The sequence below is a fragment of the Aminobacterium sp. UBA4987 genome (assembly GCF_002396985.1).
In the GTDB taxonomy this organism is placed as follows: domain Bacteria; phylum Synergistota; class Synergistia; order Synergistales; family Aminobacteriaceae; genus Aminobacterium; species Aminobacterium colombiense.
The window spans coordinates 39,710-53,642 of record NZ_DGZF01000011.1 but is presented as its reverse complement, the minus strand read 5'-3'; the positions used below and the strand labels follow the sequence as shown (position 1 = coordinate 53,642).

General features: G+C 40.7%; 10 protein-coding genes, 1 CRISPR repeat array and 1 riboswitch. Of the genes, 6 read left to right on the top strand and 4 right to left on the bottom strand.

Features of this window, described 5'->3' with window-relative positions:
* Positions 1-37: 37 nt before the first annotated feature.
* Positions 38-1,853: a CRISPR direct-repeat array (repeat unit 36 nt; unit sequence GCTGTAATTGACTGATAATCACCGCTTAGGTACACT).
* Between the two features lie 50 nt (positions 1,854-1,903).
* From cas2 to B2U56_RS08120, 4 genes are all read right to left on the bottom strand, one after another.
* Positions 1,904-2,257: a CRISPR-associated endonuclease Cas2 gene (cas2, locus tag B2U56_RS08135; RefSeq protein ID WP_286953216.1), complete on the bottom strand. Its 354-nt coding sequence runs from the start codon at positions 2,255-2,257 to the stop codon at positions 1,904-1,906.
* Positions 2,254-3,162: a type II CRISPR-associated endonuclease Cas1 gene (gene cas1 / locus B2U56_RS08130; protein ID WP_286953214.1), complete on the bottom strand. Its 909-nt coding sequence runs from the start codon at positions 3,160-3,162 to the stop codon at positions 2,254-2,256. The genes cas2 and cas1 overlap by 4 nt, the downstream gene beginning before the upstream one ends.
* Positions 3,155-6,196, bottom strand: a complete 3,042-nt coding sequence (gene cas9 / locus B2U56_RS08125; protein ID WP_286953212.1) for a type II CRISPR RNA-guided endonuclease Cas9 — start codon at positions 6,194-6,196, stop codon at positions 3,155-3,157. The genes cas1 and cas9 overlap by 8 nt, the downstream gene beginning before the upstream one ends.
* A 304-nt stretch (positions 6,197-6,500) precedes the next feature.
* Positions 6,501-7,277 (bottom strand): patatin-like phospholipase family protein, encoded by a 777-nt coding sequence (locus B2U56_RS08120; protein ID WP_286953210.1) that lies wholly within the window; start codon positions 7,275-7,277, stop codon positions 6,501-6,503.
* A 208-nt stretch (positions 7,278-7,485) separates the two neighbouring features.
* Here B2U56_RS08120 and B2U56_RS08115 point away from each other — a divergent pair, with 208 nt between their 5' ends.
* The 6 genes from B2U56_RS08115 to B2U56_RS08090 all read left to right on the top strand — a co-directional run bounded on the left by B2U56_RS08115 (position 7,486) and on the right by B2U56_RS08090 (position 13,679).
* Positions 7,486-8,352: a MurR/RpiR family transcriptional regulator gene (locus B2U56_RS08115; RefSeq protein ID WP_286953209.1), complete on the top strand. Its 867-nt coding sequence runs from the start codon at positions 7,486-7,488 to the stop codon at positions 8,350-8,352.
* Positions 8,349-9,548 carry a pyridoxal phosphate-dependent aminotransferase gene (locus tag B2U56_RS08110; protein ID WP_286953207.1) on the top strand — a complete coding sequence of 400 codons (1,200 nt, stop codon included), beginning with the start codon at positions 8,349-8,351 and terminating at the stop codon, positions 9,546-9,548. Before B2U56_RS08115 ends, B2U56_RS08110 begins: the two co-directional genes overlap by 4 nt.
* A gap of 70 nt (positions 9,549-9,618) precedes the next feature.
* Positions 9,619-10,587, top strand: coding sequence for a tripartite tricarboxylate transporter substrate binding protein (locus B2U56_RS08105; protein ID WP_286953205.1), 969 nt, complete (start codon positions 9,619-9,621; stop codon positions 10,585-10,587).
* 121 nt (positions 10,588-10,708) lie between these two features.
* Positions 10,709-11,143 carry a tripartite tricarboxylate transporter TctB family protein gene (locus B2U56_RS08100; RefSeq protein WP_286953204.1) on the top strand — a complete coding sequence of 145 codons (435 nt, stop codon included), beginning with the start codon at positions 10,709-10,711 and terminating at the stop codon, positions 11,141-11,143.
* Between the two features lie 16 nt (positions 11,144-11,159).
* Positions 11,160-12,671 carry a tripartite tricarboxylate transporter permease gene (locus B2U56_RS08095; protein WP_286953203.1) on the top strand — a complete coding sequence of 504 codons (1,512 nt, stop codon included), beginning with the start codon at positions 11,160-11,162 and terminating at the stop codon, positions 12,669-12,671.
* An 18-nt stretch (positions 12,672-12,689) separates the two neighbouring features.
* Positions 12,690-13,679, top strand: coding sequence for a 4-hydroxy-2-oxovalerate aldolase (locus tag B2U56_RS08090; protein WP_013047559.1), 990 nt, complete (start codon positions 12,690-12,692; stop codon positions 13,677-13,679).
* Positions 13,680-13,785: 106 nt separating this feature from the next.
* Positions 13,786-13,892, top strand: a riboswitch (SAM riboswitch).
* The last annotated feature ends 41 nt before the right edge of the window (positions 13,893-13,933 follow it).

Genomic DNA, 13,933 nt, shown 5'->3' with positions numbered 1-13,933 from the left:
TCTTTTGACCTTATTGGTTTCTGTTTTTTGCAAACCTGCTGTAATTGACTGATAATCACCGCTTAGGTACACTCGCCAGACTCAATAGACACAGGGTTGTCTGGCTGTAATTGACTGATAATCACCGCTTAGGTACACTATATTTTAAATCTCCCACAGCGCTGTTGCAGCTGTAATTGACTGATAATCACCGCTTAGGTACACTATGAAAAAATTAGAGGGCAATCCGGGCAATGCTGTAATTGACTGATAATCACCGCTTAGGTACACTCAGCGTATACGCCAACGTGGAGCAAGTGACGCTGTAATTGACTGATAATCACCGCTTAGGTACACTGTTTATCAGCCACCAAGTGGTCTTTTTTAAGCTGTAATTGACTGATAATCACCGCTTAGGTACACTTAAAAAACCTAACTCCACGGACTATGTTTCGCTGTAATTGACTGATAATCACCGCTTAGGTACACTTCGCAACGTGTGTGCCATCCTTGAGTTTATGCTGTAATTGACTGATAATCACCGCTTAGGTACACTTTTTTTAGATTTGCTCCCTATTCCATAAAAGCTGTAATTGACTGATAATCACCGCTTAGGTACACTCCACCCAGAAGCTTTCTCGAATGCACTTCCGCTGTAATTGACTGATAATCACCGCTTAGGTACACTTATAGCCGTTCTCTCCGAAGGTTAAATCAAGCTGTAATTGACTGATAATCACCGCTTAGGTACACTGCTGACCAGAGTCTTACACATCTTCTTTGCGCTGTAATTGACTGATAATCACCGCTTAGGTACACTGCTTCTTCTTCATCGGCTTTCGCTCGTAGCGCTGTAATTGACTGATAATCACCGCTTAGGTACACTGTAATCCATGCCATCTCTCTGTACAGGTGCGCTGTAATTGACTGATAATCACCGCTTAGGTACACTGTACCGTGGATCGAGCCTCGCTCTTTCATCGCTGTAATTGACTGATAATCACCGCTTAGGTACACTCAGGGAAGGTGAGCTGGCGAGGGAGACAAAGCTGTAATTGACTGATAATCACCGCTTAGGTACACTGGGCTTTTGCCTATCCATTTGAACAACTTAGCTGTAATTGACTGATAATCACCGCTTAGGTACACTAAGATAATTCATTTCCCCACCCCCCTATAAGCTGTAATTGACTGATAATCACCGCTTAGGTACACTGCCCGTCGTAGCGGTCCTCGCCGAGGTAATGCTGTAATTGACTGATAATCACCGCTTAGGTACACTAATAAAACGGTGGCTACGTGGCGAAAGAAAGCTGTAATTGACTGATAATCACCGCTTAGGTACACTGCCGCATACCCCGAGCCGCGCCGCTGAAACGCTGTAATTGACTGATAATCACCGCTTAGGTACACTCGGGCAGGCTTGCGGCCACTTTTATTTATAGCTGTAATTGACTGATAATCACCGCTTAGGTACACTTTGCGCCACAAGGCTTTGATAGAGTTTATGCTGTAATTGACTGATAATCACCGCTTAGGTACACTCTGTTGAAGCTCTTGGCGTCGTTGCCGCTGCTGTAATTGACTGATAATCACCGCTTAGGTACACTTACACCGCGAAAGCAAGTATAGATACTGATGCTGTAATTGACTGATAATCACCGCTTAGGTACACTAAAGGTATCGTCCTTAAAGGTGCCGTCTGCGCTGTAATTGACTGATAATCACCGCTTAGGTACACTATCGCCACGCATGGAGTAGATCGTCAACTTGCTGTAATTGACTGATAATCACCGCTTAGGTACACTATCAATTTACCGGTGGGAAAAGGAATCTCGGCTGTAATTGACTGATAATCACCGCTTAGGTACACTGTGAGCCAGCTAACCCTTGTTCGAATGGGGGTTAGCTGGCTTTTGTTCTTTTAAAAAAGCATTATTTGTTTGGGTTTTCCTTCTGGAGAGGTGCGTTTTTTCCCGTTAAAAACTTCCATTCGTCCGAATTGATGATCTGTAAGATAAATAAGTCTTACTTGCCCGTTTGGTGGTAAAACTTTTTTTATCCTGGCGCGGTAAGTTGAGGCGGAATCATGACTGGAACAAAACCGAGCATAAACAGAAAATTGGAGCATCATAAATCCTTCATTAAGGAGTTTTTTGCGGAAGGTAGTATATGCTTTTCTATTTTCTCCGGTATCAACAGGTAGATCAAACATTGCGATAACCCACATGCTTCTATACGGCGAAAGTTTCGCCACCTCCTGTTTTTTTCTCGTCATTTTCTTTCTGAAATAACGTTGGGGAAAGCAATAGAGCCTTTGCCGGTAAGGAAAATTTGGGCTAGGTTTGATGTAATGCGAGAGACAATATCAAAAAGAGTTCTTGTCTCTTGGTTGTAAATGAAAGGTTTTGTTAAGGTTTGGAGAAGCCTTTTTTTATGTGCGCTGTTCAGCGATAATTCAATTTCGTTTTTATGTACTAACTGTGCAATTTCTTCGTCTACAATAGGTCTGAATGGCTCCATGATATCATCAGCAAGGCAAAAAGAGTTATAGCGGTTATGGTGGTGTAGGCCTAATGAGGGATGAAGTCCCGATGCACATATAGCTCTTGCAACAGTTGCACGAAGGACAGCATAACCGTAGTTAAGATAATTGTTTGGTGGGGGCTCATCCTTTCCTCTGTTAAAGTGTGGATTGTTAAACAGATTAGCCCAATAAATTTTAGCTGCTTGTCCTTCTTTGTTTTCAGGATCTCCTGATCGCACCTTATTAGAGAGATAGGAAAGTCCGAAATCATCCCCACGTAATTTTTTAAGTAGATTTGCCTGGTTTCGTATTTTAGCCTGTATAATGTTTTTCCAAAGTTGTTTCTTTAAAGGTAAAGAGGCTTCAGCTTGTGCTTTAAGGCGTTCTGTTTGTATTGAATGACCTTGTATTGGCAAAAATATTCCATTTGGAAGACGATTCCTTCCACAAATAATAAGAGATACTCCTCTTTCCGCCAAAGACGAGAGGAGTTGATGGCTATAGATTGTGTCTGGAGAAGACACAACTAAGGCTGTAATATCTTCTACAGGTACAGAAGCAGGAGGAGATTTGTCTTTAAATTGAATAATAAGCTGATGATTTTGTATGTGTAAATAACCGGAAGCTTCGCTAATATCTATTAGATGATTACTCATGAATAAACCCTGTTGGCGAAATATGAATTTTTTTAATGTTAGCGTCGTAGAGAGATGGAAATGACCGAAATCGAATGCGTTCTTTTTTCCTTTCCTTATTGGGTCTTGCGTCGTTGTGGAGTCTCATTTCGATGTCTCCTTTTGATATCGATTGAATTACACATATAACATCCTTTTTATTCCAAGTAACTTTCACCATATCTCCCTTGAATAGAACCATGGCGAGAGGATTTCCATTTTCATCATGAGATGGATAAAGAGATTGTTGTGAATTACGTTTTTTTAGTTTTGCCAAAGATTGCATCATCTCGAGGTTAGTTACAACTTTTCCTTGGAATGTTTCTTTCCCTCTATGGCTTTTAGATAAATATAGTTCAAGATGATGGTTGTTTGATGTTAAAACATTTCGCTTGTTTTGTTTTCGCCCAATAGTTTTAGGTTTATCATTTTGGAACACTCTTACTTTATGAATAGGTGTTTGTGTGCCATTTTTAGAAAAAAGCAAAGGATGGTTTTCTTTGACCGCAAAAGCATTGCTTGGTTCTTTGTAGGAAGATTCTCGTAATTTTTCTTTTACGGCTTTTTTCACTACAGGATCCACTATTTTTTCTACTTCGTTTATTGAAAGAGTTTCTATAGGCTTACGGATTACAGCTTTTACCGGTTCCCCATGTGTGTCGGATTCTATGAAACCATACATTTTCTCTTTATGTAGAGGCCCATTAATCTTGTGAGAGACCCTGTGAGAAACAATAATTTTATCAATGGACTTCTTTACTGTATTAAAAAAATCGTTACAAGGTTTCGGAAAACTATCTGAATCGAAGCTTCCCGAACGAAAGCTCCTTTTAGAAGCCATGGAAAGATCTTTTATGGTGGAAGAAGTTGTGAGTCCTATCGTGATTGCGTCTATTACATGATGTCTGTGATCGTTTCTATTTTTTATTCCATCACCCAATATATTGTTAAGTCCCCACGCATTTCGAAGAAAAGCGGTGATTCTTCCTGATCTTATTGGTTGTACATGCAATTTGCTATCTGAATAATAAAGTTGGCTTAAATAGCGAGTCGCAAAACGGGTTATATATCTTGTGTCATTTAACTGTTGACTTGCGAACTCATCCCAAGCAGAGTTGTCTCCACCATTAAATACATCTTTTAATTTAAAACGTCTTAGCTTCTCAAAGTTACCAAATTTTTCTACCCGCTGAATAATTTCTTGCCAGTTTTCGGGATCATGACCATAAATTTCCCAAGGCGTGCTATTCTCTTTGATATTTCTATTCTCATCTACAAAACAAAGAGTTTTATTGTTGAAAGAATTATCGAGACAACGACTAAAAGGGATAATGTGTTCCACATCGAAGAGTGGATGAGCACCAAAAAGGTCACAAAAGCTGATGCTTTTGCCAGTGTATGGGCAAATACCTTTACATTCATCATAAAGCAATGCTTTTTCTATATCTCGACGTAAAGGGTACTGAATTTCAATTTCTTGAGTTATTTTGTGAGCTATTTTTTCTCTTTGTTTTCTTCTTTGTTCTTGTTTATTAAAAATTTCTTGTCGCTGTGCGATGTTTCGTTTAAGATCTCTTGCGAGTTCTATGCGAATGATTTCTGGTTTTCCATGTTTTTTAATTAAGTCATTTACAACTTTTCGTATTTCAGAGAGAGAACGTTGAACAATAGGATTCCTGACATTTTCAGCAGGTAAAAGCTTATCAACACCAATCTGAGAAGGCTTTTCTCCGTAGATTTTGATGATAGATGTTTGTAAAGAGAGCCCTTCTTCGAGAAGGGGAATTAGTTTAGATAAGGCTTTTCTAGAAAATGCAGAGTATCCACTTTCTAATTCTAGCTTGGCAAATTTTTCTGCTTTTTCTAAGGGAAGTTGCCATTTTTCTTGCATCCTTTTGATAAGGGCTTCTTCATTCGTATAACTCCACCAGTCTTCAAAAACTTGGGATTTGTCTTCGGGGGTTAAGGCTTCCCATTTATCGCCAAAAATTTTTATAAATTTAGGTATTGTGGAGACCCCAAGAAAATCTTTTCTAGATCCATTTTCCATGTTAAAAGAACTGCTTTTGGGCAATTTGAGAACTTTACGAGCATCATTAAACTTTAAGTTTTTTTGAAGGAGTTTTTCTATAAGCTTAGAGCGCTCTTCTTGAGCCAGTTTCCGTGTTTGCCCTTCATATTGTATTTGTGTGTCATTTATCATTTGTAACATGCGAAAATACTGTGCTGCAGGAAAGGCCATAGGTGCTCTTTTTCGGTGTGGCTCAAGCTGGCAATTCCCAATGAGATGATTAACGAGTTTAAGCGGACGTTGATAGAAAATAATTTTTTTAATACTTTCTTTAAGTTCTGGCGTCAGAATCTCAGGATAATACACGCTTTGGCGACACCAAATTTTTTCATACTCATCTTCTATCCATTGTCTTAGAATATATTGCCCCCGCCTGCGTTGCTCATGAGAATTTAAATTTGCTAAAAATTCCCCATAAGTTAAAGCGTGCATTTCTTCCATAGCTTTTCTTGTTTGAGAAAAACTGACTTTCATAACGCTTTTTTCTTTGGCTTCACCTTGGGAAATACTTTTGCGATTTGAAAGAAAACCTCGACGTTGTGCCAGGTGATAGAGGGCCCTCCCAAAGAGATGAAGTTCTATCGATTCATACAGTGCTTTTTTGCGTAGGATATAAGGGTCTTCTTTCATTAAAATAGCAAGAGGGCTTTCTAAGTCGTGAAGTTCGCCAAGAGGAAGGAGATTGTTTTTTTGTAATGTTAATAAGAGGTGCCGCATACGCCCAGTTTTTCTTTGTGTTTGTCTTCTCATGCTTCTTGCAAGGCGTCTTTCTTGGTTAAGAGGAGTTTCTTTTCCCTTGTTATCTCTTGTAATTCCCTCCGGAAAAATACGAACACCACAATTCTTTATAGAGAGAAGCTGTTCTCCTCTAACTTCCAAGAGAGCCCAGCCGATAGAATTTGTTCCTACATCTAAACCTAAAATGGTTTCTGATTGTTTAGACAAGGTTCTCCCTCCTTCATAAATTGACAAAAGTTGACTTATAGCGTTTAATTAAACAAGTGTATCTAAGCGGGGATTGTCAGACTGTTTACAGTAAGGACTTTCGTCCGTAAGGCTCCGTTTATTTCATTTTGGAAATAAACGACCTCACGCCCTCCCTGTGGGGGCGTTTTTTATTTAATATTAATATACACTAATAATATTGTATGTTCAAATTTAGAAATATTTTTTTAAATAAGCAAAAATAAACAGGGGATTTCCTTTTGCAATTTATGCAGTGGCAGTTTTTATCCAAAAATAAGGACTTCTAACCCACAATTTTATTTTCCCCCAACATTCTTTTTGCTTCCATATACCCTATTTCGATTATATTCTCAGCTTTGCTTATATCGAAAGTGTTGAAAGGGGAAAGGTCTGGCCTGATAAGAATATCGCTTTCCTCTGTCTGAAGTTTTGTAGCGGTTTCCAGCGCGATGTGGAAGGATTTGAATAGCACTTCTATAATATTCTCTGGTTTTTTTTGCTTTAATTTGCCAAAGAGATCAACGCTGATGATGAAGTTAGCTCCCATATCCTTAAGGGGTGTTATGGGGACATTTTCCACAAGTTCGCCGTCGACGAGGAGTCGATTGTCTATCTCCACAGGAATAAAAATACCTGGGATGCACGAGCTTGCCATTACGGCAGCCGCCACATTTCCACTTTTAAGCACCACTTTTTCACCGCTTGTAATATCCGTTGCTATCATCGCGAGGGGGATACAGGCTTCGTCAAAGGAAACATCTCCGAGATTGTCTGTTATGAGTTTGCCGAGTTTTTTATTTGAGAGCAGCCCGAATTGCGATAGAGAGATTCTTGAAATGTCCAGCCAGTTCAACCCTTTCAGAAGAATTGCCATTTCTTCCCAGTTTTTGCCAAAGGCGTAAAAGGCAGAGATGATTGCTCCAATGCTTGTTCCAGCGATATAGCTGATGGGGATGTTAAACTCTTCGATTGCTTTTAATACCCCGATATGAGCAGCGCCAAGAACAGCGCCTCCCCCAAGGGCTAGTCCTATTTTTTTCTTTCTCCTGAATATTCTCATGTTTTTTCTCCATGTTGTTGGTCTTTTTCACATATAAGTATACCTTAGTGAACCCTAGAAAATGATTGCGTTAGTAACCCTCTTAATGAAAGCAAAAGTCAACATAAAAAATGATCCTAATGGTCAGCCTTTTCAAAAAGATAAAAATTTATTTTTATATTCCAATAGAAATATGGTAATATATTTTCAAAGAGAGGTGGGAGGGAACATGAAACGTATTAAAATGGCCTATCCCAAAAGTAAGGGAACTCAAGAAAAGTTGATTCGATTTATCCTTGATTATCCAGATGTTGCTGCTTTTCTCGCAATTGGCGATCTCGCAGAAAAAATAGGCATAAGCACATCCTCTATTTCCCGTGCGTCAGTGGATATGGGATATTCTGGATTTCCTGAGATGCAAAAGGAGATCCAGCAACATTTGCGGCGGAGAATACTCCCTACTGAACGTATGGAAAGAGCTGTCACCAAAGACGGTAATTTCACATTTCGCGATTCCGTGCGCAACGATATTGAAAATGTTAAAAAAACTCTCTCAAGAATTCCCGACACTTTGTTTAACGATGCCGTAACTTTGCTATCGAAGGCAAATGAGGTATTTGTTGTTGGCTTGGGGACTCAGTACCCTTCAGCAATGTATTTTAGCGGTGTTATGAAACAGATTCGAGATCGTGTGACGTTGATTTCTCATGAAACAACGGAGTATTTTGACTGTTTTTCCAGAATATCCTCAAAGGACGTTCTCCTTCCTATATGTTTGCCACGTTACAGTCGTTTTACAGTTCATGCGGCACAAGAAGCTGAAAAAACCGGTTGCAAAATCATAGCGATAACAGATAGCGAGATTTCTCCTACGGGAATATTGGCGGATATTGTATTGCAAGTTGAATATGAAAGCATGAGTTTTTTCAACTCGAATGTCGCGGTTATGGCTGTTCTTAATGCTCTTGCAACATCTGTTGCTATGGAAGATTGGGAGCACGCGCGTGAGCGGGTGGGGAAATTCAGCGAAATAGCATTGAATTGGAACGCATTCTATCAAGAAAACTCTGGAGAAAGTATGGGGGAAAGATTATGAGAATAAGTGACAGAATTGCCCGTATGAAACCTTCAGCTACATCTTTAATGGCAGCAAAAGCCCGTGAAAAAAGAAGCCATGGATTTAAGGTAATTTCTTTTACAACCGGAGAACCCGATTACGATTCACCGTCAGAAGCAGTGATAGCTGCGCGGAAGGCTATGGATGAAGGACAAACACATTATCCTCCGACAAGTGGAATAGCCTCTCTTCGCGAAGCAGTAGGGGAGTATTATCGCGATCATATGGGGCTGATCTATGATCCATCGCGTGAAATTGTTGTAGGAACCGGTGCTAAGCAGTTAATTTATGAAGCGCTGGGTGCTCTTGTCAACCCAGGTGATGAAGTAATAGTTTTTCCGCCGGCATGGGTGAGCTATGTAGAGCAAATCAGGCTTTTTGAAGGTGTCCCGGTGGAAGTGGAAACGTCAGATACGAATTTCATTCCAGATATTGAGAGGACAGAAAAGGCTATAACCCCCAGGACGGTGGCAATGATCATAAATTCCCCTAACAATCCAACAGGGGCTATCTACCCAGAAGAGTGTTTGAGAGGGTTGGCTGAACTAGCTTGTAAAAAGGGCATCATGATTATTAATGATGAGATCTATGAACGGCTTGTCTTTGATCAAGAAGAATGCCCCCAGATATTGAAGGTTTGCCCTGAAGCAAGAAATTGGGTGCTGAATGTCAATGGCGTTAGCAAAGCCTTTGCAATGACGGGATGGAGGATAGGCTATGCCCTTGGTCCTGGAAAGCTCATAAAAGCGATCTCAGACTTTCAGGGTCATCTTACTTCGGGAACGAGCACCATTTCCCAATGGGCCTCTGTAGGGGCGCTGGTTAAGTCGCAAGAATACTGCGAAACCATGCGTAAAGGTTTTTTTGAACGAAGAAATCTTATTGTAGATTTGCTATCACAGATTGAATACATCAATTTTGTGAAACCTCAGGGAGCCTTTTATGTTTTTGTAGATATTTCTTCATGTCTGAAAAGAGAGAATGGTATTTATTTAGAAAATGACGTTGCTTTTTGTGAAGGACTTCTAGAACGTAAAAATGTAGCTATGGTACCGGGAACCGCATTTTTGTCTCCTGGTTTTGTACGTATTTCTTATTCCTGTTCAAAAGAAGATATTTGTGAGGGGGTGAAGCGTTTCATCGAATATTTGGAAGAAATCCATGCAGTGAATTAATATGCGCAGAATGAACGTCTCCAGTATGTATCCTGGTCAAGAAGTTGCTTTCAAAAGGAGAGTGGTCTTTATGAAGAAGATTCTTGTTGTCGTTGTTCTGATATTCCTGGTCGTTTTTTCTGGAACGGCCTTTGCTGCATATCCCACGAAACCAGTCAACATGATAGTTGCATATGCGGCTGGCGGAAGTACGGATATTCTTGCACGGATTACAGCCAAGTATCTTGAGGCTGAACTCAAGCAGCCTTTTGTAGTCGTCAATAAACCAGGTGCTGGTGGAAGTGTAGGATTTACTTCCATTGCAAAAGCTAATCCTGATGGCTACACAATAGGGCTGATCAATCTTAGCGGAGTTATCGTAAATCCTATTGTTCAACCTGATGTAGTGCGTTATAGAATTACCGATTTTGTTGGCATTGCTAATGTTGTAACTGACCCCGGCATCTTCTGCGTGAGACCAGATAGCTCGATTAAGACGTTAGAAGATCTTGTAAAAGAAGCAAAAGCTAACCCGGGAAAGTTGTCCATTTCCCACGAAGGTTTTGGCGCAGGGGACCATCTTGGTGTTGCAGAGTTCATGAAACAGGCTGGCGTAGATCTCAATCCTGTTCTTTACGAGGGGGATGCTCCTGCCAAAGCTGCTCTTCTCGGTGGCCATATCGATGTTATTGCTGTGAATGTTTCAGAAGTGGCTGAAATGGTAAAGGGTGGACAGCTACATGCATTAGCTGTACAGGATACGAAGCGTTCTGCAGAATTGCCAGATGTTCCTACCTTCTCAGAACTTGGATACCCTACCGTAATGCAAGGAACAGCGTCGCGGGGTTTCGCTGCACCCAAAGACATTCCTGCAGAAGCACTTGATATTCTGGTAGAAGCAATGAAAAAAATAGTGGCTACGCCAGAATATCAGAGCGAACTTAAAAACTTAAATATGCCTATCGATTTTATTCCTGGGGAAGAGTTTACGACGCTGTTGATAGAGCAAGATAAGCTCTGGTCCGATCTTTGGAAAACATCCCCTTGGATTAAAAAGTAGGAATAAATTCATGTTTATTCCATGATGTCAGAATAGAATCTCAAGAAACACACCGAGGGAGTAGTTCCTCCGGGGTCAACTCCCTCGGTTTCTATCTCTGGTAAGAAGGGAGAGTCAGGGATTGAAAAAAGCTGATTTTGGAGTCTCTTTCTTGATGTTTTTTGTTGGAATTGCAGCCTTGGTAAGAGCTTGGAGTTATCCTGCTCAAACAAAAATGATGCCTATTATTTATAGTGTGGCACTAATAATCCTATCTTTTCTTCTGGGAGTACGATCGATCAGAAAAGAAAAATCTTCTGAAGAAAATGTTGTACAGACAGAAGAACCGCTTTCAAGAGTCTTTTTTGTGGGGGGTATTATCTTTGCTTATATAGCATCTATCGAAATACTCGGGTTCTATTCCTCGACAATCCTTTTTTTGTTCTTGTTCATGTTTTTAATGCGTGCCGCGTCATGGCTTGTCACGACTCTCGTTTCAGTAGGGACTACAGTGGTTATCTATTTCTTTTTCGAAACCCTGCTCAACATTCCTATACCTAAAGGAATCTTTTTTTAAGGAAGGTTGAATGACGATGATGGAATATTTTATCCCAGCTTTGGGACACGTTTTTGAACCGGCATCTATTTTTATTCTTTTTGTGGGAACGATTGCGGGTCTTATTATAGGAGCTCTTCCTGGTCTTTCATCAACAATGGGAGTTGCTCTGGCCATCCCGCTAACCTTTGGCATGGATCCAAAAGTGGGATTGATGCTTCTTGGAGCAGTCTATTGCAGCTCAGTTTATGGTGGTTCTTTGACAGCTATACTTATTCGTACGCCTGGAACAGATGCATCCATAGCGACTACCTTTGACGGTTTCCCATTGACGCAGCAGGGGCTAGCGGGGAAGGCTATCGGTATTTCAACAACGGCTTCTTTAGTTGGCGGTATTATTAGCGCTATGGCTCTTCTTTGTATTGCTCCTTTTCTTGCAAAAATGGCTTTGAAATTCGGACCGTCGGAATATTTTCTTGTAGGCTTATTTGGTTTGTCAGTGATCATTAGTATCTCCACAGGGGGTTACCTGAAAGGACTTTTAATAGGGTTTTTTGGCTTGCTAATTGCAACCACAGGAATGGATAATTTTACTGGTTTCCCCCGTTTTATTTTCAACAACGATTCTTTGCTCGATGGAATACCTATTCTACCGGCCCTTATAGGCCTTTTCTCCCTTTCTCAGGCAATAAAGATATCTGTAAATGATAGGACTTCTATAATTGTTAACCCAGAGAGTCTGAAATTTTCGGACCGTATCATTCCAGAAAAAGAAGATATCAGACGTACGTGGAAGACCATGTTGCGATCTTCTGTCATTGGTGTGATAGTGGGAATAATGCCTGGAGCAGGAACAAGCATAGCAGCATTTCTTAGCTATAACGAAGCTAAAAGAGCTTCTAAAAACCCGGAGTCTTTTGGAAAAGGAAACATCGAAGGTGTAGCGGCCCCAGAAGCCGCTAACAATGCTGTAACAGGAGGATCTCTTGTCCCTGCCCTCACATTGGGTATCCCAGGTAACGCGGTAACGGCTGTTTTTATAGGGGGTCTCACTATCCAGGGTTTGATACCGGGCCCAAACCTTTTCACAAAATATGGAGAAATAACGTACACTCTTCTGGTCTCTCTATTTGTCGCAAATATAATGTTTGCGGTAATAGGATTTGCATTTGCCAAGCAGTTTGTGAAAATAGTCAAAACTCCTACTAAAGTATTGGCACCTATAATTTGTGTTTTGAGCGTTATAGGATCATATTCGATAAGAAATAATTTCCTTGATGTCTGGCTGCTTTTTGGATTCGGAGTCCTTGGTTATTTTATGGAAAGGTTTAACTTTTCACCTACCCCCATAGTTCTGGCCCTTATTCTTGGCCCTATGGTGGAAGCTGAGTTTAGGCGTACCCTTACCCTTTTTCATGGGAGCCTTGTCCCTGTTCTTTTTAGACCGATCAGTTTTTTCATTATAGTGTTAATAATCATTTCTGTTGTTTTCCCGTTGCTGAGAGACTTCAGAAAAGGAAGACAATTGACGAACGACTGGAGCGACTGATAAGGAGTGATGGCGTATATGGTGGAACTGCTTGACTGTACTCTACGGGATGGCGGCAACGTAGTAGGTGCAGGCTTCCCAAAAGAGCTTACTGAAAAAATAATGAAAGGTCTCATTGATAGCAATATAAAAGTTATAGAATACGGGCATCCTAGTGGATTAGGAGGGAACAAAGCCGGTGTAAAAAATGCGCCTTTGTCTGATGAGGAGTATCTGGAGATTGGCTCTCCTTATTTTTCACAGGCAGAGGTAGGAATGTTTTGCCAACCGAAACATGCCACTATAAGTGAGATTAAACTAGCTGCTCAGAAAGGGTTGGGATTTCTTCGCGTAGGTATAAATGCTGGGGATTCTGCAAAAGCTAAGGATTTAATTAAAGAAATAAGAGGGTGTGGAATAAAAGTACGTACAAGCCTTATGAAAGGCTACATTCTCCCTCCAGATGAACTGGCTGAGGAAGCACGTTCTCTTGAAAGATATGGTGCTCAGGCTGTAACTATAATGGATTCTGCCGGCTATATGCTTCCTGATGAAGTTAAAAAGTATGTTGAGGCTATGATAAAGAAAGTTTCAATTCCCATTGGATTTCATGGCCATAATAATCTGGGACTTGCGGTAGCAAATGGACTTGCGGCATTACAGGCCGGTGCTACTTCTATTGATTGTGGAGTAATGGGGATGGCCCGCAGCGTAGGGAATATTCCGACAGAGGTTTTTATTGCTGCCCTGCTTCGTTCTGGAGAGAGTGTGGAATATGATCTCTTTTCGCTTTTGTCCTTTATAGATAAAGACCTTGCGCAAGATCTCCAACATTGCTATCACAATCCTAATCCACCGGAGCAATTGATACTTGGTCTTTCTGGATGTCACTCAAGTTTTCTTCCCTTGTTTAAGGGAGTAGCAGAAGCGAGTTCCGTTGATCTTTATAAGCTTATAATAAATGTTTCTGCTCAGAATATGAAAGCTCCTACCAAGGAGCTTATTGAAGAATTTGCAAAGAGGTTATAAGTTAAGATGGCTTGGCCGTCTACAACAGATTTTGATCCGCCAGTTGACACTTTTTGAATTTCCTCTATAATTCTAAAGCTGGTGTTTTGAAACTTTACAAATGTATCTCTTATCCTGAGAGGTGGAGGGACTGGCCCGATGAAGCCCGGCAACCTGCCAATAGCAGCAAGGCATGGTGCCAATACCTGCAGCCTTATGGCTGGATGATAAGAGAGGAATGTGTGACTTTTTGCGTGTGAAAAGAGCCCTTCCTC

Excerpts from the sequence above, each read along its gene's own strand:
- cas2 (WP_286953216.1), bottom strand. The coding sequence starts at position 2,257 with ATGACGAGAAAAAAACAGGAGGTGGCGAAACTTTCGCCGTATAGAAGC.
- cas1 (WP_286953214.1), bottom strand. The coding sequence starts at position 3,162 with ATGAGTAATCATCTAATAGATATTAGCGAAGCTTCCGGTTATTTACAC.
- B2U56_RS08120 (WP_286953210.1), bottom strand. The coding sequence starts at position 7,277 with ATGAGAATATTCAGGAGAAAGAAAAAAATAGGACTAGCCCTTGGGGGA.
- B2U56_RS08115 (WP_286953209.1), top strand. The coding sequence starts at position 7,486 with ATGAAACGTATTAAAATGGCCTATCCCAAAAGTAAGGGAACTCAAGAA.
- B2U56_RS08110 (WP_286953207.1), top strand. The coding sequence starts at position 8,349 with ATGAGAATAAGTGACAGAATTGCCCGTATGAAACCTTCAGCTACATCT.
- B2U56_RS08105 (WP_286953205.1), top strand. The coding sequence starts at position 9,619 with ATGAAGAAGATTCTTGTTGTCGTTGTTCTGATATTCCTGGTCGTTTTT.
- B2U56_RS08095 (WP_286953203.1), top strand. The coding sequence starts at position 11,160 with ATGATGGAATATTTTATCCCAGCTTTGGGACACGTTTTTGAACCGGCA.
- B2U56_RS08090 (WP_013047559.1), top strand. The coding sequence starts at position 12,690 with ATGGTGGAACTGCTTGACTGTACTCTACGGGATGGCGGCAACGTAGTA.